Raw genomic sequence first — 21,698 nt, 5'->3', positions numbered from 1 at the left:
CGTCCGCCCGAACCACCATCACGAAAGGGAACACAACGTGGCAGATGTATCGATCCTCGCTGAGGTCACCGGCAACGTCGCGACCATGGGCTACGGCCTCGCCGCCATCGGCCCCGCCATCGGCGTGGGCATCGTGGTCGGCAAGACCATCGAAGGCGTCGCCCGCCAGCCCGAGCTCGCCGGCCGTCTCCAGGTGCTGATGTACATCGGTATCGCGTTCACCGAGGCGCTCGCGTTCATCGGTATCGCGACGTACTTCATCTTCACCAACTAGTCGTCCATCTTCGATCGATAAGGAGGCTGGAATGCTGAACGCAATTCTGGCTGCTGGCGAAGAAGGCACGAATCCGCTCATCCCGGCGCCATATGACATCATCTGGTCGGCCGTGTGCTTCGTCGTCATCCTCTTCTTCTTCTGGAGGCTCGTCCTTCCGCGCATGAAGAAGCTCCTCGATGAGCGGTCCGCCGCGATCGAGGGAAACATGGAGAAGGCCGACGAGGCCCAGCGCGAGGCGGAGGCTGCCCTCCAGCAGTACACCGCCCAGCTGGCCGAGGCTCGTGCCGAGGCCGCCAAGATCCGTGAGCAGGCCCGTGTCGACGCCCAGCGCATCGGCTCCGAGGTCACCGCTCAGGCTCAGAACGAGGCCGAGCGCACCAAGGCGAACGCCCAGGTCGCGATCGAGGCCGAGCGTCAGGCGGCCCTCGTGTCGCTGCGCTCGGAGGTCGGCTCGCTGGCCATCGACCTCGCCTCGGGTGTCGTGGGCGAGTCCCTCTCCGACGACGCGAAGGCGACGGCCCTGGTCGACCGCTTCCTCGCCGACCTCGAGGCCGACACCTCGGGAAAGAAGTAGCACCATGGGTAGCGCGACCAGAGAAGCCCTCGCCGGTGCCACGGCTCGTCTGTCGAGCGTGGCCGGCGCGGTCGATCTGGCCACGGGAGAAGAGCTCTTCGCCGCTGGTCGGATCATCGGAGATTCGTCGCACCTGCTGGCAGCCCTCTCCGACCCCGGAGCAGAGCGCGCGGCGAAGTCGGCGCTCGTGCGCCGGCTGTTCGCCACCGGCTACAGCGCCACGACGGTCGACCTGCTCGACACGGTGGTGACCAGTCGCTGGTCGTCGAAGAACGACCTGCTCGCGGGCATCGAGGAGCTGGGCATCCGTGCCGTCGCCTTCTCGGCGCCCTCGTCGCTGGCGATCGACCGCGAGCTGTTCGAGTTCGCCCGGGCCGTGTCGAGCGACTCGTCGCTCGAGCTGGCCCTCGGTTCCAAGCTCGGCTCCACCGAGCAGAAGCGCTCGCTCGTCGAGCGCCTGCTCGGCGGTCGTGCCGCGAACGAGACCGTCGCGATCGTGCGTCAGCTGGTCACCCAGCCCCGCGGTCGCCGTATCGGCGAACTCATCCGCTACGCCTCCACGATCGTGGCCGACGAGGCCGGGTCGCGGGTGGCGACGGTCACCGTCGCCGCTCCGCTGAGCTCCGACCGCATCGCCCGGCTGGAGAAGGCCCTCACCGGCAGCTATCGCATGCCGGTGCGCATCAACCAGGTGATCGACCCCTCGGTGGTGGGCGGCGTCCGCATCCAGATCGGTGACGACGTCATCGACGGCAGCGTCGCGACGCGCATCAACGATTTGAGACTTCAGCTCGCTGGCTAATCAGAGGGCACAGGAACACACTGGGGGCATACCCCATCAGAAAAGGGAAAACGATGGCTGAACTTACGATCCGCCCCGATGAGATCCGCGACGCTCTCAAAGACTTCGTCGCCGCCTACGAGCCCGGCAAGGCCTCCACGACCGAGGTCGGCTACGTCATCGACGCCGCCGACGGCATCGCGCACGTCGAGGGTCTCCCCGGCGTCATGGCCAACGAGCTGATCCGCTTCGCCGACGGCACGCTGGGCCTCGCCCAGAACCTCGACGAGGACGAGATCGGTGTCATCGTGCTCGGTGAGTTCACCGGCATCGAGGAGGGCCAGGAGGTCACCCGCACCGGAGAGGTCCTCTCCGTGCCCGTGGGCGACGCCTACCTCGGCCGCGTCGTCGACCCGCTCGGCAACCCGATCGACGGTCTCGGCGAGATCGTCGCCGAGGGCCGCCGCGAGCTCGAGCTCCAGGCGCCCGGCGTCATGGCCCGTAAGAGCGTGCACGAGCCGATGCAGACCGGCATCAAGGCGATCGACGCCATGATCCCGATCGGCCGCGGCCAGCGCCAGCTCATCATCGGCGACCGCCAGACCGGTAAGACGGCCATCGCGATCGACACGATCATCAACCAGAAGGCCAACTGGGACTCGGGCGACGTCAACAAGCAGGTTCGCTGCATCTACGTCGCGATCGGCCAGAAGGGCTCGACCATCGCCTCCGTGCGCGGTGCGCTCGAAGACGCCGGAGCGATGGAGTACACCACCATCGTGGCGTCCCCGGCCTCCGACCCCGCCGGCTTCAAGTACCTCGCCCCCTACACCGGCTCGGCCATCGGCCAGCACTGGATGTACGGCGGCAAGCACGTCCTGATCATCTTCGACGACCTGTCCAAGCAGGCCGAGGCCTACCGCGCCGTGTCGCTGCTGCTGCGTCGTCCGCCGGGACGCGAGGCGTACCCCGGTGACGTGTTCTACCTGCACTCGCGTCTGCTCGAGCGCTGCGCGAAGCTGTCCGACGAGCTGGGCGCCGGCTCGATGACCGGTCTGCCGATCATCGAGACCAAGGCGAACGACGTCTCGGCGTACATCCCGACCAACGTGATCTCGATCACCGACGGCCAGATCTTCCTCCAGTCCGACCTGTTCAACGCCAACCAGCGCCCCGCTGTCGACGTCGGCATCTCGGTCTCGCGAGTGGGTGGCGACGCCCAGGTGAAGTCGATCAAGTCGGTCTCCGGAACGCTGAAGCTCGAGCTCGCCCAGTACCGTTCGCTCGAGGCCTTCGCGATGTTCGCGTCCGACCTCGACGCCGCGTCGCGTCGTCAGCTCGCCCGGGGCGCCCGCCTCACCGAGCTGCTGAAGCAGCCGCAGTACTCGCCGTTCCCCGTCGAGCAGCAGGTCGTCTCGATCTGGGCCGGCACCAAGGGCAAGCTCGACGAGGTGCCGGTGGAGGACATCCTGCGCTTCGAGGCCGAGCTGCTCGAGTACGTCGGTCGCACGACCGACATCCTCACGACGCTGCGCGAGACCAACAAGCTCGACGACGACACCGCCGCGGCCCTCGACAAGGCGGTCGACCAGTTCAAGCTCGAGTTCCAGACGGGTGAGGGCAAGCCGCTCGCCTCGGTGGGCAAGGAGCAGTTCCAGGCGACCGACAAGGCCGACGTCGGCCAGGAGAAGATCGTGAAGGGTCGCCGCTAAGCATGGGCGCTCAGCTCAGGGTCTATCGGTCGAGGATCAAATCGGCCCAGACGACCAAGAAGATCACGAGGGCGATGGAGCTGATCTCCGCCTCGCGCATCCAGAAGGCGCAGCAGCGCGTGGCCGCCTCGGCCCCGTACTCGCGTGCCATCACGCGCGCGGTGTCGGCGGTGGCCACGTACTCCAACGTCGACCACCCGCTGACCAGCGAGCGCGAGAAGCTCGACACCGCCGCCGTGGTGATCTTCACCTCCGACCGCGGTCTCGCAGGTGCCTTCTCCTCCTCGATCCTGAAGGAGGCGGAGCAGCTCGCCGAGCTCCTGCGCAGCGAGGGCAAGAACGTCGTGTTCTACCTCGTCGGCCGCAAGGCGGTGGGCTACTTCAGCTTCCGCAAGCGCGCGAGCGTGAAGGCCTGGACGGGTGGCACCGACCAGCCCCAGTTCGACACCGCGAAAGAGATCGCCGACGCCGTGGTCGAGGCCTACAACCTCGACGACCAGGAGGGCGGGGTCGACGAGATCCACCTCGTCTACAACCGCTTCGTGAGCATGGTCAGCCAGGTTCCCGAGGTCGTGCGTCTGCTCCCGCTCGAGATCGTCGAGGGCGAAGCCCCCGTCGAGCCCTCGAACGAGGTCTACCCGCTCTACGAGTTCGAGCCCGACGCCGCGACGGTGCTGGATGCCCTGCTCCCGATCTACGTCGAGAGCCGCATCTTCAACGCGATGCTCCAGTCGGCGGCAGCCGAGCACGCCGCACGTCAGAAGGCCATGAAGTCGGCCTCCGACAACGCCGACAACCTGATCCGCGATTTCACCCGTCTGGCCAACAACGCCCGTCAGTCCGAGATCACGCAGCAGATTTCCGAAATCGTCGGCGGGGCCGACGCCTTGGCCTCCGCCAAGTAGCCGATCCGGCCTCCGCCAAGTAGTCACAGAGAAGAGAGAGCACAATGACTGACACTGTCATCGCGCCGGCACAGGCGAAGGAGACGCCCCAGGGCGTCGGCCGCGTCGCGCGCGTCACGGGTCCGGTGGTCGACATCGAGTTCCCGCACGACTCCATCCCCGAGGTCTACAACGCCCTCAAGACGACGATCGCCATCGGCGAGAACCGCACCGAGATCACCCTCGAGGTCGCACAGCACCTCGGTGACGACCTCGTCCGCGCCATCGCCCTGAACCCGACCGACGGCCTCGTCCGCGGCCAGGAGGTGCGCGACACCGGTGCCGCCATCTCGGTTCCCGTCGGTGACGTCACCAAGGGCAAGGTCTTCAACGTGATCGGCGACGTGCTGAACGCCGCCCCCGGCGAGAAGATCGAGATCACCGAGCGCTGGCCCATCCACCGCAAGCCCCCGGCGTTCGACCAGCTGGAGTCGAAGACCAACCTCTTCGAGACCGGCATCAAGTCGATCGACCTCCTGACCCCCTACGTGCAGGGTGGAAAGATCGGACTCTTCGGTGGTGCGGGCGTCGGCAAGACGGTCCTCATCCAGGAGATGATCCAGCGTGTGGCCCAGGACCACGGTGGTGTGTCGGTGTTCGCCGGTGTCGGTGAGCGCACCCGTGAGGGCAACGACCTCATCGCCGAGATGGAGGAGGCGGGCGTCTTCGACAAGACCGCCCTCGTCTTCGGCCAGATGGACGAGCCGCCGGGAACGCGCCTCCGCGTCGCCCTGTCGGCCCTGACGATGGCGGAGTACTTCCGCGACGTGCAGAACCAGGACGTGCTGCTGTTCATCGACAACATCTTCCGCTTCACGCAGGCGGGCTCCGAGGTGTCGACGCTGCTCGGCCGCATGCCGTCCGCGGTGGGCTACCAGCCGAACCTCGCCGACGAGATGGGCGTTCTCCAGGAGCGCATCACCTCGACGCGTGGTCACTCGATCACCTCGCTGCAGGCGATCTACGTGCCGGCCGACGACTACACCGACCCGGCTCCGGCGACCACGTTCGCCCACCTCGACGCCACCACCGAGCTGTCGCGTGAGATCGCGTCGAAGGGCCTGTACCCGGCCATCGACCCGCTCACCTCGACCTCGCGCATCATGGACCCGCGGTACTTGGGCGCCGACCACTACCGTGTCGCGACCAACGTGAAGCAGATCCTGCAGAAGAACAAGGAGCTGCAGGAGATCATCGCGATCCTCGGTGTCGACGAGCTCTCCGAGGAAGACAAGATCACCGTGTCGCGGGCTCGCCGCATCCAGCAGTTCCTGTCGCAGAACACCTACATGGCGAAGAAGTTCACCGGTGTCGAGGGTTCCACGGTTCCGCTGAAGGACACGATCGAGTCGTTCGACGCGATCACCAAGGGCGAGTTCGACCACGTGGCGGAGCAGGCGTTCTTCAACGTCGGCCCGATCACGGACGTCGAGGAGAAGTGGGCTCAGATCCAGAAGGAGAACGGCTGATCATGGCTCGTCCTCTGAACGTCAGCGTCGTCTCGGCCGACCAGCAGATCTGGGCCGGCGAGGCCTCGATGGTGGTCGCCAAGACCGTCGAGGGCGAGATCGGCATTCTCGCCGGTCACGAGCCGATGCTCGCGATCCTCGCCGCCGGCGAGGTGCGCGTGAACGCGACGAGCGGTGAGCGCCTCGTGGCGCGCGCCGACGACGGGTTCCTCTCGGTCGAGAACGACACCGTCACGATCGTCGCGCGCGACGCCGAGCTGATCAAGTAGTCACCCTTCGAAGACCGTCGTCCCCGCTCCTCGTGAGCCGGGGCCGGCGGTCTTCGCCGTTCCCGCCGCGCACCGTGTGCAGAAAGGTTCCGGATGCTCGTCCTGCTCCCGCCCTCGGAGACCAAGCACGACGGGGGAGACGGCCCCCCGCTCGACTTCGCCGCCCTGTCGCACGCGGGCCTCACCCCGGTGCGCCGCGCCACCGTGCGGCGCCTGAAGCAACTCAGCCGTGACCGCGAGGACGCGCTGAAGCGCCTGAAGCTCGGCCCCAAGCTCGCCTCGGAGGTGGAGCGCAACCGGGCGCTCACGGTCTCGCCCACCCTTCCGGCCATGGACCGCTACACCGGCGTGCTCTACGAGGCCCTCGACGCGCGCTCGCTCGACGCCGGCGCCCGCTCGTTCGCCGCCCAGCACGTGCGCATCCACTCGGCGCTGTTCGGCCTCGTGGGCGCCGGGGACCCGGTGCCCGCCTACCGTCTCTCGCACGACTCGCGGCTCGAGGGCGACAGCCTGAAGGCCACCTGGAGCGCACCCGTCTCGAAGGCCCTGCTAGCGCATCGGGACGAGCTCGTGCTCGACCTGCGCTCGGAGGCCTACGTGCACCTCGGACCGGTTCCCGCCGCGGTCACCCGCTCGCACTTCCTGCGGGTGGTCAGTGAGGGCCCCGACGGCGTCACGCGCGCTCTCAACCACTTCAACAAGAAGGGCAAGGGGGAGCTCGTGCGCGCACTCGTGCAGCACGGCACCGACTTCGCGGAGGTGGACGAGCTGATCGCGTGGGGGAGCGCGACCGGCCATCGCCTCTCGCTCGCGCCGTCGGGCGAGCTCGTCCTGGAGGTCTGAGGAACTCCATCGTCATCAGCCGGCCGCGAACGCGATGGACTCGTGGGCGAGCAGCCAGGCCTTCGTCGGCACGCCCTCGCCGTGGCTCCAGCCGGTGATGCGCCCGGCGACCGAGAGCACACGGTGGCAGCCGACGAGCAGCGGCGTGGGGTTCAGCGCCACCGCGCCGCCGACCGCGCGCCCGGCGCCCACCTTCCCGACGGCGCGGGCGATGGCGCCGTAGTCGGTGGGCTCGCCCCAGCCGAGCGCCGCCAGCTCCTGCCAGACGGCCACCTGGAACGGTGTGCCGCGGTGCGCCAGGGGAACGGTGAACCTCTGCCGGCTGCCCTCGAAGTAGTCGAGCAGTTGCGCGATCGCCTCGTCGGCGACGCGGTCGGAGTCGAACACGAGCCCGTCGTGCGGCAGCGCCCCCGCAGCCTCGAGCGTCACCCGGGTGACCGCCTCGCCGTCGCTGACGACCTCCACCCGGCCGATCGGGGTGGTGCAGCGCTGCAGGAACGGCGCGGCAGCCCGCAGCTGAATGAGAGTGTCCATGCGGTGAGGGTAGGACGCCCTCGTCGGGCGCCTCGGCGTCAGAGGACGATCTGTGGACAGGGACGAGCATCCGCTCGGCTGTGCAGAAGGGATAACGGGAAGTTGTGCACAGGGGCGCCGCCGATGTGAGCGTTCGGGCCCTGCTGGCTAGACTCGGTGCGTGCCTACACGCCTGTCCAACTACTTCCTCCGCACGCTGCGGGAATCGCCCTCCGACGCCGAGGTGGCGAGCCATGTGCTGCTCGTGCGCGCCGGCTACATCCGCCGCCAGGCCCCGGGCATCTTCGCCTGGCTGCCGCTCGGGCTGCGGGTGAAGGCGAAGATCGAGGCGATCATCCGCGAGGAGATGGAGGCCGCCGGGGCCTTCGAGGTGCACTTCCCCGCGCTGCTGCCGAAGGAGCCCTACGAGGTCACCGGGCGGTACACGGAGTACGGACCCGGCATGTTCCGGCTGTCCGACCGCAAGGACGCGGGCTACGTGCTGGCGCCCACGCACGAGGAGGTCTTCACGCTGCTCGTGAAGGACCTCTACAACAGCTACAAAGACCTGCCGCTGTCGATCTACCAGATCCAGGACAAGTACCGCGACGAGGCCCGCCCCCGCGCCGGCCTCCTGCGCGGCCGCGAGTTCACCATGAAGGATGCGTACTCCTTCGACTACACCGATGCCGGGCTCGATGCGAGCTACCAGGCGCAGCGCGACGCCTACGAGCGCATCTTCACGCGCCTCGGTCTCGAGTACGTGATCGTCAAGGCCGACGCGGGTGCCATGGGCGGCTCGAAGAGCGAGGAGTTCCTGCACCCCACGCCCGTCGGCGAAGACACCTTCGTGCGATCCGCGGGCGGCTACGCCGCGAACGTCGAGGCGTTCACCACCCTGGCGCCCGAGCCCCGTTCGTACGAGGGCCTGACGCCGGCCGAGGTGCACGACACCCCCGAGACGCCCACCATCCAGACGCTCGTCGACGCGGCGAACGCCTCCCACCCCCGGCCCGACGGCCGGTCGTGGACGTCGGCCGACACGCTGAAGAACGTCGTGCTCGCCCTCGTGAACCTCGACGGCACCCGCGAGGTCGTCGTGGTCGGTCTGCCCGGCGACCGCGAGGTCGACCTCAAGCGCGCCGAGGTCGCCTTCGCGCCGGCCGAGGTCGAGGCCGCCACCGAGGCCGACTTCGCCAAGAACCCGGGCCTCGTCAAGGGCTACATCGGGCCCTGGACGCCTGAGGGCGCGGTGCTCGGCGAGGAGTCGAGCACGGGCATCCGCTACCTGGTCGACCCCCGGGTGGTCGACGGCAGCGGCTGGATCACCGGGGCGAACGTGCACGGCAAGCACGTCTTCGGCCTCGTGGCCGGGCGCGACTTCACGGCCGACGGCACGGTCGAGGTGGCCGAGGTGCGGCCGGGCGACCCCGCTCCCGACGGGTCCGGGCCGGTCGAGCTCGCCCGCGGCATGGAGATCGGTCACGTGTTCCAGCTCGGCCGCAAGTACGCCGAGGCCCTGGGCCTGAAGGTGCTCGACGAGAACGGCAAGCTCGTCACGGTGACGATGGGCTCCTACGGGATCGGCGTCACGCGCATCCTGGCCATCATCGCGGAGCTGAACAACGACGCGAAGGGCCTCATCTGGCCGCCCTCGGTCGCGCCCTTCGACGTGCACGTCATCGCGACGGGCAAGGACCCCGAGGTCTACCAGGCCGCGGAGTCGGTGGTGGCCGACCTCGAGGCCACGGGTCTCGACGTTCTCTTCGACGACCGGCCCAAGGTCAGCCCCGGGGTGAAGTTCGGCGACGCCGAGCTGATCGGCGTGCCGCGCATCGTGATCGTGGGCCGCGGTGTGGCCGACGGCCAGGTCGAGCTGTGGGATCGGGCGACGGGGGAGCGCACCCAGGTCGCGCTGGGTGACGTCGCCGAAAGCTTCGGGTAGTCTTTTCGTTTGACCGCCGGAGACATCGGCGGCGACAGATCTGAACAGAGGAGGCCGGAAGTGGACATCGACCTCAGCGTCTTACGCCTCTTGGAGCGTGAACGAGAGATTCCCTTCGAGGAACTCGTGGGAATCATCGAGCAGGCGATCCTGACCGCATTCCTCAAGCACACCGACCGTCCGGCCACGACCGAGGACGGCACCGACTCGGCTCGCGTGCACCTCGACCGCAAGACCGGCCACATCGGCATCTTCGTGCCCGAGCTCGACGAGGACGGCGTGCTCATCGGCGAGGCCGAGGAGAACCCGAGCGACTTCGGGCGCATCGCCGCCTTCGCCGCCAAGCAGGTCATCAACCAGCGGCTGCGCGACATCGGCGACGACAAGGTGCTCGGCGAGTTCAAGGGCCGGGAGGGCGACATCGTCGCCGGTGTCATCCAGCAAGGCCCCAACCCGCGGATGATCCACGTCGACCTCGGCACCATCGAGGCCATCATGCCGCCCGAGGAGCAGGTGCCGGGCGAGGACTACGCGCACGGCTCGCGCATCCGCGTGTACGTCACCAGCGTCGCCAAGGGGCCGAAGGGCCCCGCGATCACGGTGTCGCGCACGCACCCGTCGCTCGTGCGCAAGCTCTTCGCGCTCGAGGTGCCCGAGATCGCCTCGGGTGTCGTCGAGATCGTCTCGCTCGCCCGCGAGGCCGGCCACCGCACGAAGATCGCGGTGCGGGCCACGGAGCCCGGCGTCAACGCCAAGGGCGCCTGCATCGGCGAGCTCGGCCAGCGTGTGCGCGCGGTCACGTCGGAGCTCGGCGCCGAGAAGATCGACATCGTCGACTACTCGGAGGACCTGCCGACCTTCGTCGCCAACGCGCTCTCACCCGCCAAGGTCTCGAGCGCCTTCGTGATCGATCAGGCCACCAAGGCCGTCCGTGCGCTCGTGCCCGACTACCAGCTCTCGCTGGCCATCGGCAAGGAGGGCCAGAACGCCCGACTCGCCGCGAAGCTCACGGGCGCGAAGATCGACATCCAGCCCGACAGCATCCTCGACGGCGACTGATCGGCGCACGTCCGGAGCGGCCTCCGACGGCCGCTCCGGGAATATGGAGTACCATGGAACCCGTTAGAACGTGCGTCGGATGTCGTGCGCGCGCCTCGCGGTCCTCTTTGCTGAGGGTCGTCGCCAGGGAGTCAATCCCTGAGGGACAGGCACTGGTCGTCGATGAGACGGCCTCGCTTCCCGGGCGAGGCGCATGGGTGCATCCGACACTCGCGTGCTTCCACCTCGCGGTCACGCGTCGCGCTTTCGGGCGTGCGCTCCGGGTGGACGGAACACTCGAGACGACAACATTAGAGAACAGGCTGAACGGCACCGTGAACCATGAGTGACAACTGATGAGCGGCTCGAAATGAGACCCGTCCGCTACTAACGGCCTGCCCTGTCTGGGTGGGCCATCCAGACAGGAGAATTGTGGCTGCAAAACCACGTGTACATGAAGTCGCCGCCGAGCTCGGTGTCGACAGCAAGGTCGCCCTTGCGACGCTCAAGGAGATGGGCCAGTTCGTCAAGGGCCCCTCGTCGAGCATCGAGCCTCCCGTGGCTCGTCGCCTCAAAGAGGCACTGATCAAGGCCGGCGCCGGCGCTGCCTCCGGCGGCTCGTCCGCTCCGGCTGCCGGTTCGTCCTCGGCTGCCCCGAAGTCGTCGTCGTCCGGGCCTCGCCCCGGTGGCGCTCGTCCCGGCGCTCCGGCTCCCGGCCCCTCGGCCGGCCGCACCTCGACGCCGGCTCCCGCCGCGCCTGCTGCTCCGGCCGCCGCACCTGCGTCGGCACCGGCTCCGGCTTCGGCCGAGCGCGCCGCTGCGTCCGCTCCCGCGACTCCGGCTGCCGCCGCTCCGGCCGCGCCCGCCGCTGCCGCTCCGCAGAAGCCTGCCGACGCCTCCGCGGCGTCCGGCTCGGCGACTCCTGCGGCTCCCGCCGCTCCGGCCGCCTCCGGTGACTCCGCCGCGCCCCGCCCCGGCGGACCGCGCCCCGGCATCCCGCGTCCGGGCAACAACCCGTTCGCTAGCCAGCAGGGCATGCAGCGCCCCGGCGCCCCGCGTCCGGGCAACAACCCCTTCGCCAGCCAGCAGGGCATGGGCCGCAGTGGTTCGGGTGGTGGCGCCGGTGGTGCCATCCCGCGTCCCGGTGCTCCCCGTCCGAGCGCTCCGCGTCCCGGTTCGCCCCGTCCGGGTGCTCCTCGCCCCACGGGCTTCCAGCGCCCCGGCACCGGTGCGGGCTTCCGCCCCGGCGCTCCTCAGGGTGGCGGCGCGCGTCCGGCTCCCGGTTCGCCCGGGTTCCGTCCCGGTGGCGCTCCCGGCGGCTTCGCGCCGCGTCCGGGTGCCGGCGGTCGTGGCCGTGGCCCCGGCGGTGGAACCGCTGGTGCGTTCGGTCGCGGTGGCGGCAAGAGCAAGGCTCGCAAGTCCAAGCGGACGAAGAGGGCCGAGTTCGAGCTGCGCGAAGCCCCGTCGCTGGGTGGCGTCAGCGTCCCCCGCGGCGACGGCAACACCGTCGTCCGCCTGCGTCGTGGTGCCTCGATCACCGACTTCGCCGACAAGATCGACGCGAGCCCGGGCAACCTGGTGACCGTGCTGTTCCACCTCGGTGAGATGGCGACGGCGACCGAGTCGCTCGACGAGGCGACCTTCCAGGTGCTCGGCGAAGAGCTCGGCTACAAGATCATGATCGTGTCGCCGGAGGAAGAGGACCGCGAGCTCCTCGAGGGCTTCGACATCGACCTCGACCAGGAGCTGGAAGACGAGACCGACGAAGACCTGGAGATCCGTCCCCCGGTCGTCACCGTCATGGGCCACGTCGACCACGGTAAGACGCGACTGCTCGACGCCATCCGCAACGCGAACGTCGTGGCGGGCGAGGCCGGTGGCATCACCCAGCACATCGGTGCGTACCAGGTGGTCACCGAGCACGAGGGCATCGAGCGTCCGATCACCTTCATCGACACCCCCGGTCACGAGGCGTTCACCGCCATGCGTGCTCGTGGTGCCCAGGTCACCGACATCGCGATCCTCGTGGTGGCGGCTGACGATGGCATCATGCCGCAGACGATCGAGGCGCTGAACCACGCCCAGGCGGCCAACGTGCCGATCGTGGTCGCGGTCAACAAGATCGACAAGCCCGACGCCAACCCGGCCAAGGTGCGCCAGCAGCTGACCGAGTACAACCTGGTCGCCGAGGAGTACGGCGGAGACGTCATGTTCGTCGACGTCTCTGCGCGCAACGACATCGGCATCCAGGACCTGCTCGACGCAGTGCTCCTCACCGCCGACGCCGGTCTCGACCTGCGGGCCAACCCGAACAAGGATGCGCGTGGCGTGGCGATCGAAGCCAAGCTCGACAAGGGCCGCGGTGCGGTCGCGACCGTGCTCATCCAGTCCGGAACGCTGCGGGTCGGCGACGCGATCGTGGCGGGTACGGCGTACGGCCGTGTCCGTGCGATGGTCGACGAGAACGGCGAGACCGTCACCGAGGCGACCCCGTCGCGTCCCGTGCAGGTCCAGGGCCTCTCGAGCGTGCCCCGAGCCGGTGACACCTTCCTCGTCACCGAGGAGGACCGCACTGCTCGTCAGATCGCTGAGAAGCGTGAAGCCGCCGAGCGTAACGCCTCGCTGGCCAAGGCCCGCAAGCGCATCTCGCTCGAGGACTTCACCCGTGCACTCGAAGAGGGCAAGGTCGAAGCGCTCAACCTCATCATCAAGGGTGACGTCTCCGGTGCCGTCGAGGCACTCGAGGAGTCGCTGCTCAAGATCGAGGTCGACGACAGCGTGCAGCTGCGCATCATCCACCGCGGTGTGGGTGCGGTCACCGAGAGCGACGTCAACCTCGCCACGGTCGACAACGCCATCATCATCGGCTTCAACGTGCGTCCCGACACGAAGGCGCGCGAGCGCGCCGCTCGCGAGGGTGTGGACATCCGGTTCTACTCGGTCATCTACAACGCGCTCGACGACATCGAGTCGTCGCTGAAGGGCATGCTGAAGCCGGAGTTCGAAGAGGTGCAGTCGGGTGTCGCGGAGATCCGCGAGATCTTCCGCTCCTCGAAGTTCGGCAACATCGCCGGTGTCATCGTGCGGTCGGGAACGATCACGCGAAACGCCAAGGCGCGTGTCATCCGCGAGGGTGTCGTGGTCGGGGACAACCTGGCCATCGAGTCGCTGCGTCGCTTCAAGGACGACGTCACCGAGGTTCGCACGGACTTCGAGGCCGGTATCGGTCTCGGCAAGTTCAACGACATCCAGATCGGCGACGAGATCGAGACCATCGAGATGAAGGAGAAGCCGCGCGTCTAGCCTCGGCTGGAGCAGCGTGAGCTGACGGAGGAGTGGTGCGGCGATGTCGCATCACTCCTCCTCCCATATACGGTCTCCCATGTACGGTCCCTGATACGGAGATCCCGTATTCAGAGATCGCGTATTCAGAGATCCCAGAATCAGAAAGAGGGATGATCATGGCCGATCCGGCTCGTGCCGCCAAGATGGCGGACCGCATCAAGGTCATCGTGGCCAAGCGCCTCGAGAAGGGCATCAAAGACCCGCGCCTCGGCTTCGTCACGATCACGGATGTGCGGGTGACGGGTGACCTGCAGCACGCGTCGATCTTCTACACGGTCTACGGCGACGAGAAGGAGCGGGCCGACTCGGCTGCGGCTCTGAAGTCGGCGACCGGGATGCTCCGCAGCGAGGTCGGCAAGAACATCACGGCTCGGCTGACGCCGTCGCTGGAGTTCATCGCCGACGCGCTGCCGGAGAACGCGAAGGTGCTCGACGACCTGCTCGCCGAGGCGCGCGCTCGTGACGCCGAGGTGGAGGGTCTGGCGAAGAAGGCGCAGTACGCCGGCGACGAGGACCCGTACGTGAAGCCGAAGGTGATCGAGGAGGACTAAGTCCTTCCGCGCACCCCGGTGTGCGAGCGAATGGCTCCATTTCGAGAGAAGTGGGGCCATTCGTCGTTTCACGGGATGGGTGTGCGGCCGCATCGGGCTGAAGCACGGTGGGCGCGCGGGTCGCGAGGGGCGCGGTGGGGTCGTCGGTGCGATCGTCAGTGCGGGGGCGGGTCGGGGGGCTCGGCGGTGAGGGAGTGGAGTTCGGGGGTGGTCGTGTAGGGGGCGCCGCGGGGGCTGGTCCAGTGGAGGGTGCGGGTGCCGTCGCGGGAGGGAGTGACGCGCCAGCCGCCCTCATGCTTCAGGTGGTGGTGGCGGGAGCAGAGGTGCGCGAGGTTGTCGGGGGTGGTGCGGCCGCCCTCGCTCCAGGCGTGGGTGTGGTCGAGTTCGCAGCGGTCGGCGCGTCGGCCGCAGCCGGGGAAACGGCAGGTCTCGTCGAGCAGGGCGAGCACCGTGCGCGTGACGGGAGAGGCGCTGTAGCGGTCGGCGGCGTCATCGGCGGCGGGTGCCGGACGGGGGGCGCTGGTGGGGCTGCTCGAGCTGGTCGCGTTCATCGCGCCGGCCAGGAGGGTTCGGGTGCGGTGCCGCGTCACGGTGGTGGCGCTGGTCGCGGGGGATGGGCTGCGCGAGGGGCGAGGGCCGCCGGTCGGTGCAGCCGCGCGTGTGGGGGCCGGGGCGGCAGCGCGGAGAAGGGTGGGGGCCAGGTGCGCCAGGCGGCGGGCCGTGTCGGGGGCGATGGGGCCGTAGCCGTGGAGGGAGGCGGGGGCGTCGTCGGCGCCCGCCAGGGTCGTGGCCGCGATGGTGACGAGCACCGTGGGGACGAGGGACGGGCGGTCGCCACGGGCGAGCACGAGGTCGGTGAGGGCATCGCAGCGGCGCTGGGCGTGGGTGCGGCCGTCGTCGTCGGAACGGGCGGCGCGGGCCACACGGTCGATCAGGTCGTCGATCGCCAGGGCGTCGACCGCTGGCAGGTGGTGCAGGATCGTCGCCATGCCGTCGCACTCGGGGGTGACCGAGACGTACCGCTCCTCGAGGGCGGCGCGGGTGCGCGTGACGATCGACTCGGGGTGCAGGCGCTCCCGCAGGCGACGGGCACGGTCGTCGAAGCGGTGGGCGGGGAGCGCTTCGGCGTGGGGGAGCACGTCCCGCTCGAAGGAGGCACGAGCCTCGGCGGGCACGGTCATGGCGTGGGCCACCAACGACTTGGCGTGGGCGTAGGAGATGGCACCCGTCGAAAGTCGCGCGAGGGTCAGCGGGAGCTCGGTCACGAGGTGCTCGGCGTCGTCGATCAGGCGGGCCGTCGTGCGTTCGCTGCGCTTGGTGGCGCAGGCCACCTCCACGACCAGTCGGCGGTGAGCCCACTCCCGGCCGGCGGCGGTGGCGGCGCTGCCGTCGGCGCGTGACATCTGCTCGGCCAGCTCCGCCACACGGGCGAGGCGGCGCGTGCGGAGCGCCTCGGCGGCGGCGATCTGGGCATCGGCGGCCCGAACATCCTGAATCGCCGCGTCGAACTGGGCGCCCAGCGAGTCGACGCGGGGGGCGTCGAAGGCGGGGGCCTCGGTGAAGGCGACTGAGGAGGTGTTCATGAGATTAATTCAATCAGAGACCACCGACACTGGACTCTGTGACCCGGCCACGATCCTCGAGGGCAAGCACGGAGTGCGCGGCAGCACCTGGAGGACTGCCGCGCGCTCCGCGCTTGCCGACGATGGGCATGGGTCGCCTCCCAAGGAAGGGCGCGGCCAGGAAGGAGCTAAGGAAGAGCGTAGACGTCGTCGGAGTGGGCGATCAGGAGGCCGTCGGCCAGGAGACCCGAGAGGGCTCGGCCGAGGCGCGCGGAGTCAGGAAGGGCGTCACTCAGAGCGGCGTGGGGAACAGGGTCAGGGGAGGCCCTGAGCACGCCGAGGACGATGCCGCGCGCCTGGCGGTCCGAGCCCTCGTACTTCCTCTGCACCGGTCGCCGCGCGACGGGAGACTCCGGGTAGCCCGCCGCCCGCCAGGCGCACAGGTCGGCCACGGGGCACTGCGAGCAGCGGGGCGCGCGAGCCGTGCAGACGAGCGCGCCGAGCTCCATCATCCCGGCGTTGAAGCGCGCCGCAGCCGAGTCCGAGGCGGGCAGCAGCGCCGTCATCGCGGGCAGGTCGAGGCGCGCGTTGGGTGCCGCCGCATCCGGCGCGCCCGAGATGGCCCGCGCGATCACCCGGCGGATGTTCGTGTCGACCACCGGGTGCCGGTCACCATAGGCGAACACCGCGACCGCGCGCGCCGTGTAGTCCCCGACCCCGGGCAGCGACAGCAGCGACGGCACGTCGCGTGGCACCACCCCGCCGAAGCGGTCCGTGATCGCCACCGCGCAAGCGTGCAGGTTCAGCGCCCGCCGCGGATACCCGAGCGACTGCCACGCCCGCACCGCGTCCCCGGCCGGTGCCGCAGCGAGCGAAGCGGGCGTCGGCCACCGCACGAGCCACTCCTCCAGCCGCGGGATCACCCGCACCACCGGCGTCTGCTGCAGCATGAACTCGCTGACCAGCGTGCCCCAGGCCGTGAATCCGGGTCGCCGCCAGGGCAGGTCCCGCGCCGCGGTGGCGAACCACGAGACCACTGCCGTCGAGAACGGCGTCGGGGAGGGCATCCTGACAGCCTAGATCGGGCCGGGTGCCCGGGGCGTCAGCAGCTGTCGGCGAAGCTGCGACGCGGATGCTCGGGCGAACTCACATCGACGATGGCGCTCGCCCCGAACCGCGGCCCGGCCTCGGCCTGGTACAGCGCGTCCGCCCCGAGAACCGTGGGCGGCAGCTCGGCGTTCCGGCCCTCGAGGTAGGCGGTGAAGTTGAGCTGCCCACGCAGACCCGACCGCTGCAGGAACGGCCCGTCGAGCACCAGCACGGCGTCCGCCGGAGCCGTCAGCCAGCGCGCCTCGGCCGGCACGTCGCGCGCCGCGTCGAAGGCGGTGGTCTGGAACCCGGTGCTGCCGGCCATCCGGAACGGCTCGATCAGCACCCGCTTCAGCGTGTCGAGGTCGTAGCGGTCGAGATAGTAGCCCTCGGGGGAGTCCGCACCCAGGCGCAGGCGCTCCGAACGGGGCCGCTGGAAGTCGTCGAGCGACGCGCGAACCGCCTCGACCCCCGCTCGCGCGAACGCGGCCGCGAGCTCGTCGGCGAAGGCCCGCGTGTGCTCGACACCGTCGACTCCGACGATCACCCGGCCGAGTCGGTAGTTGTGACGGATCTCGGCCGCGAGCGTGTCGGCGTACGCACTGGCCGGAGTAGCGGGGTCAACCATGCTCCGAGCCTACGCTCGTGCACCTGTTAGCGTGGCAGCGTGAGAAAGTGCCCGGCGTGAAGAGTCCCTCCAGCACGGCCAGCGGCATCCTCTTGGTCGACAAGCCCGCCGGCCGCACCAGCCACGACGTCGTGGGTCGCACCCGCCGGCTCGCCCAGACCCGCAAGGTGGGCCACGCCGGCACCCTCGACCCGATGGCGACCGGGCTGCTCATCCTCGGCCTGAACAGCTCCACGCGACTCCTCACCTACCTGGTGGGCCTCGACAAGGAGTACCTCGCCACCATCCGCCTCGGCGCGACGACCACCACCGACGACCGCGAGGGCGAGCTGCTCGAGCGCGCACCCGCCGGAACCGTGCAGGGTCTCGACGACGAGCAGATCGACCGCGCCCTCGACGCGCAGCGCGGCACGATCGAGCAGGTGCCGAGCTCGGTCAGCGCCATCAAGGTCGACGGCCAGCGCGCCTACGCCCGCGTGCGCGCCGGCGAGGACGTCGTGCTGAAGAGCCGCACCGTCACCGTCTCCGAGCTCGAGGTGCTCGGCGCCGGCCGCGCCGGGGTCGACGACGACGGGCATCCGGTCGTCGACGTCGACGTGCGCGTCGTCTGCTCCTCGGGCACCTACATCCGCGCGATCGCCCGCGACCTGGGCGCGGCCCTCGGCGTCGGCGGCCACCTGACCGAGCTGCGGCGCACCCGCGTGGGGCCGTTCTCGGTGACGGATGCCCCGACCCTCGACGCCCTCGACACCCTCGTCGAGGCGGGCGAACCGCTCCCGCTCCGCGCGCCGGCCGACGTGGCCCGCTCCCTGTTCCCCGTGCTCGACGTGGACGGCCCGGCCGCCGCCGCCCTCGGCCACGGCCAGCGCATCCCCGTGACCGACGACGTGCCCTCCGGCCCAGTAGCCGCCGTCACCGCCGAGGGGCGCTTGGTCGGCCTCGTCGAGCGCGCCGGGGCATCGGCCAAGAGCATCGTGAACTTTCCGCCAGACGAATACGCACCCAGCCCCGGCGAGGAGACCCCGTGATCGAGTGGTTCACGATCGTGCAGGTGGCCGTGGCCGTGCTGGCGGGCATCCTGTGCGTGGTGCTCGGCCTCGCCGGACGCAAGCCCACCGACCTCACGATGGGCGCCACCGCCCTCGTCGAGGTGCTGCTGATCGTGCAGCTCGTGGTCGCGATCGCCGCCCCCGCCTTCGGCAACACCCCCTCGGGCGACCCGCTGGAGTTCTGGGTGTACCTCGTCTCGGCCGTGCTGCTGCCCGTCGCCGGCGGCTTCTGGGCGCTGGTCGAGCGCAGCCGCTGGAGCACCGTCATCCTCGGCGCGATCTGCCTGGCCGTCGCCGTCATGGTCTACCGGATGAACGTGATCTGGTTCGTGCAGGGAAGCTGAGCGGGTGCCATAAACTTCTAGAGCCATGGCTCACGACACCCTCGCCCCGACCCCGCCCCGCACCCGAGCCCGGGGCATCGGCCGGGTGCTGATCGCGGTGTACGCCATCCTGGCCCTCGGAGCCACCGGCCGCTCGGTCGTCGAGATCATCGGCAAGTTCGACCAGGCGCCGTTCGCCTACACGCTCTCCGCGGTGGCCGCCGTCGTCTACATCATCGCCACGGCCGCGCTGATCATCCCGGGCCGGGTCTGGTACCGCATCGCCTGGGTCACGATCACCTTCGAGCTGATCGGCGTGCTCACCGTCGGCACCCTGAGCCTGTTCCTGCCCGAGCTGTTCGCGAAGGCGTCGGTGTGGTCGTGGTACGGCGCCGGGTACCTCTTCATCCCGCTCGTGCTGCCCGTGCTCGGCATGCTCTGGCTGCGACGCACCCGATGAGGGCCTACCACTCGCTGGCCGAGGTGCCCGAGGGCTTCGGCCCCGCCGCCGTCACCATCGGCAAGTTCGACGGGGTGCACGCCGGCCACCGCGCCGTGATCGCCGAGCTGATCGACGTCGCCGCCCGGCGCGGGCTGACGAGCGTCGTCATCACCTTCGACCGGCATCCGCTCGCTCAGCTCGACCCCGCCCTCCGGCCCGAGGCGCTGATCGGCAACGCCCAGCGCCTGGAGCTGCTCGAGGAGACCGGGGTCGACGTCACGATCTTCCTGCCGTTCGACGAGGCCCTCGCCTCGATGACCCCGCGCGAGTTCGTCGAGCGCGTGCTGACCGGCGTCTGCCGCACCGAGGTCGTGATGGTGGGGGAGGACTTCCGCTTCGGCGCCAAGGGCCGCGGCACGATCGACACCCTGCGCGAGCTCGGCGGGGAGTTCGGCTTCGACGTCGACCTCATCCCCGACGTGCGACCGGCCGAGGAGCGCAAGGTCTCCTCGACCTGGATCAGGGAGCTCCTCGCCCAGGGCGACGTCGAGCGCGCCTCCGAGCTGCTCGGCCGGGCGCCCACCGTGCGCGGCATGGTGGTGCACGGCGCCAAGCGCGGTCGCGAGCTCGGCTACCCGACCGCCAACCTCTCACCCGAGTCCGAGGGGCTCATCCCCGCCGACGGCGTCTACGCCGGCTGGCTGACGGATGCGGGGCAGCGCTATCCCGCCGCGATCTCGGTCGGCAACAACCCCACCTTCGACGGCGTGCCGCAGAAGCAGGTCGAGGCCTACGTGCTCGACGAGGATCTCGATCTCTACGACCACGTGGTCGACGTGTCGTTCGTCGCGCGCATCCGCGGCCAGGTGAAGTTCACGGGCATCGACCCGCTGATCGCCCAGATGGACGACGACGTGCTGAACGCCCGGCGCCTGCTCGATGACGCCCGCTGACCGGGGCGGCGCCGGGGTGCGGCCGCTCTGGCAGGGCCGCACCGTCGCGCTGCTCGCCGTCGTGCTCGTCGGGCTCAACCTCCGCACCGCCGTCGCCGCGCTCTCGCCGATCTACGACCGCATCGGCCAGGACTTCGCGATCGGCGCGATCGGCATCGGTTTCCTCGGCACCCTGCCGCCCGTGAGCTTCGCCGTGGTCGGGCTGTTCGCCCCCGCGCTGCACCGGCGGTTCGGCGTGGAACGGGTGATGGTGGTGGCGATCCTCGCCATCCTGCTCGGGCATCTGGTGCGCGCATCCTCGGGCTCGTACCTCGTGCTCGTGCTCGCCAGCGCCGTGACCTTCGCGGGCATGGGCGTGGCGAACGTGCTGCTGCCCCCGCTCGTCAAGACGTACTTCCCCGACCGCATCGGGCTGCTGACCGCGCTGTACGCGACGATCATGGCGATGGGCGCCACCCTGCCGCCGCTGGTCGCCGTGCCGGTGGCCGACGCCAGCAGCTGGCGGGTGTCGGTGGGCATGTGGGCCGTGTTCGCGGTACTGGCGCTGGTGCCACTCGTGACCTTGCTGGCCAGGCGGATGCGCGACCGGCGCGATGCCGCAGACGACGCCGCCCCGGCGGACGCCGCAGGCCGGCTCGGGCCCGGCGGCGTGCCCGTCGAGGTGCCCCTCGAGCGCCGCAAGGGCTCCGGGCGCGTTCTGCGCTCGCCGGTCGCCTGGTCGCTGATGCTCGTCTTCGCCCTCACCTCGGTGAACGCCTACGCCATGTTCGCCTGGCTGCCGAGCATCCTGACCGACGTCGCCGGGGCCTCGGAGGCCGAGGCCGGCGCGCTGCTCTCGCTGTTCTCGGTGATGGGGCTGCCCGCCGCGCTGCTCGTGCCCATCCTCGCGACGAGGATGAAGACGGTCGGCCCGCTGATCGCCGCCGGCGTCGTGTTCTACCTCGTCGGCTACGGCGGGCTGCTGCTCGCACCCGGCGGACCGCTCTGGCTCTGGGTCGCGTTCATCGGCCTCGGGCCGCTGCTGTTCCCGCTGTCGCTCGTGCTGATCAACCTGCGCACCCGCACCCACGAGGGCTCGGTGGCGCTGAGCTCGTTCGTGCAGTCGATCGGCTACGGCATCGGCGCGCTCGGGCCGCTCGTGGTCGGTGTGCTGCACGACACCACCGGCGGGTGGACGGTTCCGCTGCTGTTCCTCGTGGGCACCGCCCTGGCGCTCACCGTCAGCGGGATCGTGGTGGCCCGGCCGCGGATGCTCGAGGACGAGTGGTAGCGGGACGGGTGGCAGCGGGACGGGCGGCAGCGCGGTGATTCGCCGCGCATCCGGTGGCCATGCAGAGCCGCATGAGAGAATCGACGGATGCGGCACGACCGGACGGGTCGTCGCCGCGAAG

22 protein-coding genes are annotated in these 21,698 nt (G+C 69.9%); 18 read left to right on the top strand and 4 right to left on the bottom strand.

Going from position 1 to position 21,698, the window contains the following annotated elements:
• The first annotated feature begins 85 nt into the window (after window positions 1-85).
• From atpE to ITJ64_RS14820, 8 genes are all read left to right on the top strand, one after another.
• Window positions 86-274: an ATP synthase F0 subunit C gene (gene atpE, locus ITJ64_RS14855; protein WP_171707255.1), complete on the top strand. Its 189-nt coding sequence runs from the start codon at window positions 86-88 to the stop codon at window positions 272-274.
• A gap of 31 nt (window positions 275-305) precedes the next feature.
• A complete protein-coding gene (locus ITJ64_RS14850) occupies window positions 306-851 on the top strand; it encodes a F0F1 ATP synthase subunit B (protein WP_194681513.1) in 546 nt (181 codons plus the stop codon).
• A 4-nt stretch (window positions 852-855) separates the two neighbouring features.
• Window positions 856-1,653: a F0F1 ATP synthase subunit delta gene (locus ITJ64_RS14845; protein WP_194681512.1), complete on the top strand. Its 798-nt coding sequence runs from the start codon at window positions 856-858 to the stop codon at window positions 1,651-1,653.
• Between the two features lie 53 nt (window positions 1,654-1,706).
• The gene (gene atpA / locus ITJ64_RS14840) at window positions 1,707-3,344 is read left to right on the top strand and encodes a F0F1 ATP synthase subunit alpha (RefSeq protein ID WP_194681511.1); all 1,638 of its coding nucleotides are present in this window, start codon (window positions 1,707-1,709) and stop codon (window positions 3,342-3,344) included.
• 2 nt (window positions 3,345-3,346) lie between these two features.
• Complete coding sequence (locus ITJ64_RS14835) at window positions 3,347-4,249, top strand: F0F1 ATP synthase subunit gamma (RefSeq protein ID WP_194681510.1); 903 nt, start codon at window positions 3,347-3,349, stop codon at window positions 4,247-4,249.
• A 44-nt stretch (window positions 4,250-4,293) separates the two neighbouring features.
• Window positions 4,294-5,757, top strand: a complete 1,464-nt coding sequence (atpD, locus tag ITJ64_RS14830) for a F0F1 ATP synthase subunit beta (RefSeq protein ID WP_194681509.1) — start codon at window positions 4,294-4,296, stop codon at window positions 5,755-5,757.
• 2 nt (window positions 5,758-5,759) lie between these two features.
• Entirely contained in the window at window positions 5,760-6,026 is a 267-nt protein-coding gene (locus tag ITJ64_RS14825; protein ID WP_179548545.1) for a F0F1 ATP synthase subunit epsilon, read from the top strand.
• A gap of 93 nt (window positions 6,027-6,119) precedes the next feature.
• The gene (locus ITJ64_RS14820) at window positions 6,120-6,869 is read left to right on the top strand and encodes a YaaA family protein (protein ID WP_194681508.1); all 750 of its coding nucleotides are present in this window, start codon (window positions 6,120-6,122) and stop codon (window positions 6,867-6,869) included.
• A 15-nt stretch (window positions 6,870-6,884) separates the two neighbouring features.
• Here ITJ64_RS14820 and ITJ64_RS14815 read toward each other — a convergent pair whose 3' ends face one another.
• Entirely contained in the window at window positions 6,885-7,403 is a 519-nt protein-coding gene (locus ITJ64_RS14815; protein ID WP_228508684.1) for a methylated-DNA--[protein]-cysteine S-methyltransferase, read from the bottom strand.
• Window positions 7,404-7,563: 160 nt separating this feature from the next.
• On the opposite strand from ITJ64_RS14815, the gene ITJ64_RS14810 reads away from it, so the two are divergent.
• The 5 genes from ITJ64_RS14810 to rbfA all read left to right on the top strand — a co-directional run bounded on the left by ITJ64_RS14810 (window position 7,564) and on the right by rbfA (window position 14,261).
• Complete coding sequence (locus ITJ64_RS14810; RefSeq protein WP_194681507.1) at window positions 7,564-9,327, top strand: proline--tRNA ligase; 1,764 nt, start codon at window positions 7,564-7,566, stop codon at window positions 9,325-9,327.
• A 60-nt stretch (window positions 9,328-9,387) separates the two neighbouring features.
• A complete protein-coding gene (nusA, locus tag ITJ64_RS14805; RefSeq protein ID WP_194681506.1) occupies window positions 9,388-10,386 on the top strand; it encodes a transcription termination factor NusA in 999 nt (332 codons plus the stop codon).
• 53 nt (window positions 10,387-10,439) lie between these two features.
• Window positions 10,440-10,715, top strand: a complete 276-nt coding sequence (locus ITJ64_RS14800; RefSeq protein ID WP_194681505.1) for a YlxR family protein — start codon at window positions 10,440-10,442, stop codon at window positions 10,713-10,715.
• 82 nt (window positions 10,716-10,797) lie between these two features.
• Entirely contained in the window at window positions 10,798-13,668 is a 2,871-nt protein-coding gene (gene infB, locus ITJ64_RS14795; protein WP_194681504.1) for a translation initiation factor IF-2, read from the top strand.
• 158 nt (window positions 13,669-13,826) lie between these two features.
• Window positions 13,827-14,261: a 30S ribosome-binding factor RbfA gene (rbfA, locus tag ITJ64_RS14790; RefSeq protein ID WP_194681503.1), complete on the top strand. Its 435-nt coding sequence runs from the start codon at window positions 13,827-13,829 to the stop codon at window positions 14,259-14,261.
• A gap of 155 nt (window positions 14,262-14,416) precedes the next feature.
• Here the strand turns inward: rbfA and ITJ64_RS14785 are convergent, their stop codons facing one another.
• The 3 genes from ITJ64_RS14785 to ITJ64_RS14775 form a co-directional block, all read right to left on the bottom strand.
• Window positions 14,417-15,844: an HNH endonuclease signature motif containing protein gene (locus ITJ64_RS14785; protein ID WP_194681502.1), complete on the bottom strand. Its 1,428-nt coding sequence runs from the start codon at window positions 15,842-15,844 to the stop codon at window positions 14,417-14,419.
• Window positions 15,845-16,011: 167 nt separating this feature from the next.
• On the bottom strand, window positions 16,012-16,890 hold the full coding sequence (locus ITJ64_RS14780) for an A/G-specific adenine glycosylase (protein WP_194681501.1): 879 nt from the start codon (window positions 16,888-16,890) through the stop codon (window positions 16,012-16,014).
• Between the two features lie 35 nt (window positions 16,891-16,925).
• Window positions 16,926-17,540, bottom strand: a complete 615-nt coding sequence (locus ITJ64_RS14775; protein WP_194681500.1) for a hypothetical protein — start codon at window positions 17,538-17,540, stop codon at window positions 16,926-16,928.
• A 56-nt stretch (window positions 17,541-17,596) separates the two neighbouring features.
• Here ITJ64_RS14775 and truB point away from each other — a divergent pair, with 56 nt between their 5' ends.
• The 5 genes from truB to ITJ64_RS14750 are packed head-to-tail and all read left to right on the top strand — an operon-like array spanning window position 17,597 to window position 21,577.
• Window positions 17,597-18,568, top strand: coding sequence for a tRNA pseudouridine(55) synthase TruB (gene truB, locus ITJ64_RS14770; RefSeq protein WP_194681499.1), 972 nt, complete (start codon window positions 17,597-17,599; stop codon window positions 18,566-18,568).
• Entirely contained in the window at window positions 18,565-18,933 is a 369-nt protein-coding gene (locus tag ITJ64_RS14765; RefSeq protein ID WP_194681498.1) for a hypothetical protein, read from the top strand. Before truB ends, ITJ64_RS14765 begins: the two co-directional genes overlap by 4 nt.
• A 25-nt stretch (window positions 18,934-18,958) precedes the next feature.
• On the top strand, window positions 18,959-19,372 hold the full coding sequence (locus ITJ64_RS14760; protein WP_194681497.1) for a hypothetical protein: 414 nt from the start codon (window positions 18,959-18,961) through the stop codon (window positions 19,370-19,372).
• The gene (locus ITJ64_RS14755) at window positions 19,369-20,307 is read left to right on the top strand and encodes a bifunctional riboflavin kinase/FAD synthetase (protein WP_194681496.1); all 939 of its coding nucleotides are present in this window, start codon (window positions 19,369-19,371) and stop codon (window positions 20,305-20,307) included. Before ITJ64_RS14760 ends, ITJ64_RS14755 begins: the two co-directional genes overlap by 4 nt.
• The gene (locus tag ITJ64_RS14750) at window positions 20,294-21,577 is read left to right on the top strand and encodes an MFS transporter (RefSeq protein WP_194681495.1); all 1,284 of its coding nucleotides are present in this window, start codon (window positions 20,294-20,296) and stop codon (window positions 21,575-21,577) included. Before ITJ64_RS14755 ends, ITJ64_RS14750 begins: the two co-directional genes overlap by 14 nt.
• The last annotated feature ends 121 nt before the right edge of the window (window positions 21,578-21,698 follow it).

The sequence above is a fragment of the Herbiconiux sp. VKM Ac-1786 genome (genome assembly GCF_015350805.1).
Lineage (GTDB): Bacteria > Actinomycetota > Actinomycetes > Actinomycetales > Microbacteriaceae > Herbiconiux.
Note: the sequence above shows the minus strand (reverse complement) of the source record. Positions and strands in the feature narration are given on the sequence as shown.

Excerpts from the sequence above, each read along its gene's own strand:
- atpE (WP_171707255.1), top strand. The coding sequence starts at position 86 with ATGGGCTACGGCCTCGCCGCCATCGGCCCCGCCATCGGCGTGGGCATC.
- ITJ64_RS14850 (WP_194681513.1), top strand. The coding sequence starts at position 306 with ATGCTGAACGCAATTCTGGCTGCTGGCGAAGAAGGCACGAATCCGCTC.
- ITJ64_RS14845 (WP_194681512.1), top strand. The coding sequence starts at position 856 with ATGGGTAGCGCGACCAGAGAAGCCCTCGCCGGTGCCACGGCTCGTCTG.
- atpA (WP_194681511.1), top strand. The coding sequence starts at position 1,707 with ATGGCTGAACTTACGATCCGCCCCGATGAGATCCGCGACGCTCTCAAA.
- ITJ64_RS14835 (WP_194681510.1), top strand. The coding sequence starts at position 3,347 with ATGGGCGCTCAGCTCAGGGTCTATCGGTCGAGGATCAAATCGGCCCAG.
- atpD (WP_194681509.1), top strand. The coding sequence starts at position 4,294 with ATGACTGACACTGTCATCGCGCCGGCACAGGCGAAGGAGACGCCCCAG.
- ITJ64_RS14825 (WP_179548545.1), top strand. The coding sequence starts at position 5,760 with ATGGCTCGTCCTCTGAACGTCAGCGTCGTCTCGGCCGACCAGCAGATC.
- ITJ64_RS14820 (WP_194681508.1), top strand. The coding sequence starts at position 6,120 with ATGCTCGTCCTGCTCCCGCCCTCGGAGACCAAGCACGACGGGGGAGAC.
- ITJ64_RS14815 (WP_228508684.1), bottom strand. The coding sequence starts at position 7,403 with ATGGACACTCTCATTCAGCTGCGGGCTGCCGCGCCGTTCCTGCAGCGC.
- ITJ64_RS14800 (WP_194681505.1), top strand. The coding sequence starts at position 10,440 with ATGGAACCCGTTAGAACGTGCGTCGGATGTCGTGCGCGCGCCTCGCGG.
- rbfA (WP_194681503.1), top strand. The coding sequence starts at position 13,827 with ATGGCCGATCCGGCTCGTGCCGCCAAGATGGCGGACCGCATCAAGGTC.
- ITJ64_RS14785 (WP_194681502.1), bottom strand. The coding sequence starts at position 15,844 with ATGAACACCTCCTCAGTCGCCTTCACCGAGGCCCCCGCCTTCGACGCC.
- ITJ64_RS14780 (WP_194681501.1), bottom strand. The coding sequence starts at position 16,890 with ATGCCCTCCCCGACGCCGTTCTCGACGGCAGTGGTCTCGTGGTTCGCC.
- ITJ64_RS14775 (WP_194681500.1), bottom strand. The coding sequence starts at position 17,540 with ATGGTTGACCCCGCTACTCCGGCCAGTGCGTACGCCGACACGCTCGCG.
- ITJ64_RS14760 (WP_194681497.1), top strand. The coding sequence starts at position 18,959 with ATGGCTCACGACACCCTCGCCCCGACCCCGCCCCGCACCCGAGCCCGG.
- ITJ64_RS14755 (WP_194681496.1), top strand. The coding sequence starts at position 19,369 with ATGAGGGCCTACCACTCGCTGGCCGAGGTGCCCGAGGGCTTCGGCCCC.
- ITJ64_RS14750 (WP_194681495.1), top strand. The coding sequence starts at position 20,294 with ATGACGCCCGCTGACCGGGGCGGCGCCGGGGTGCGGCCGCTCTGGCAG.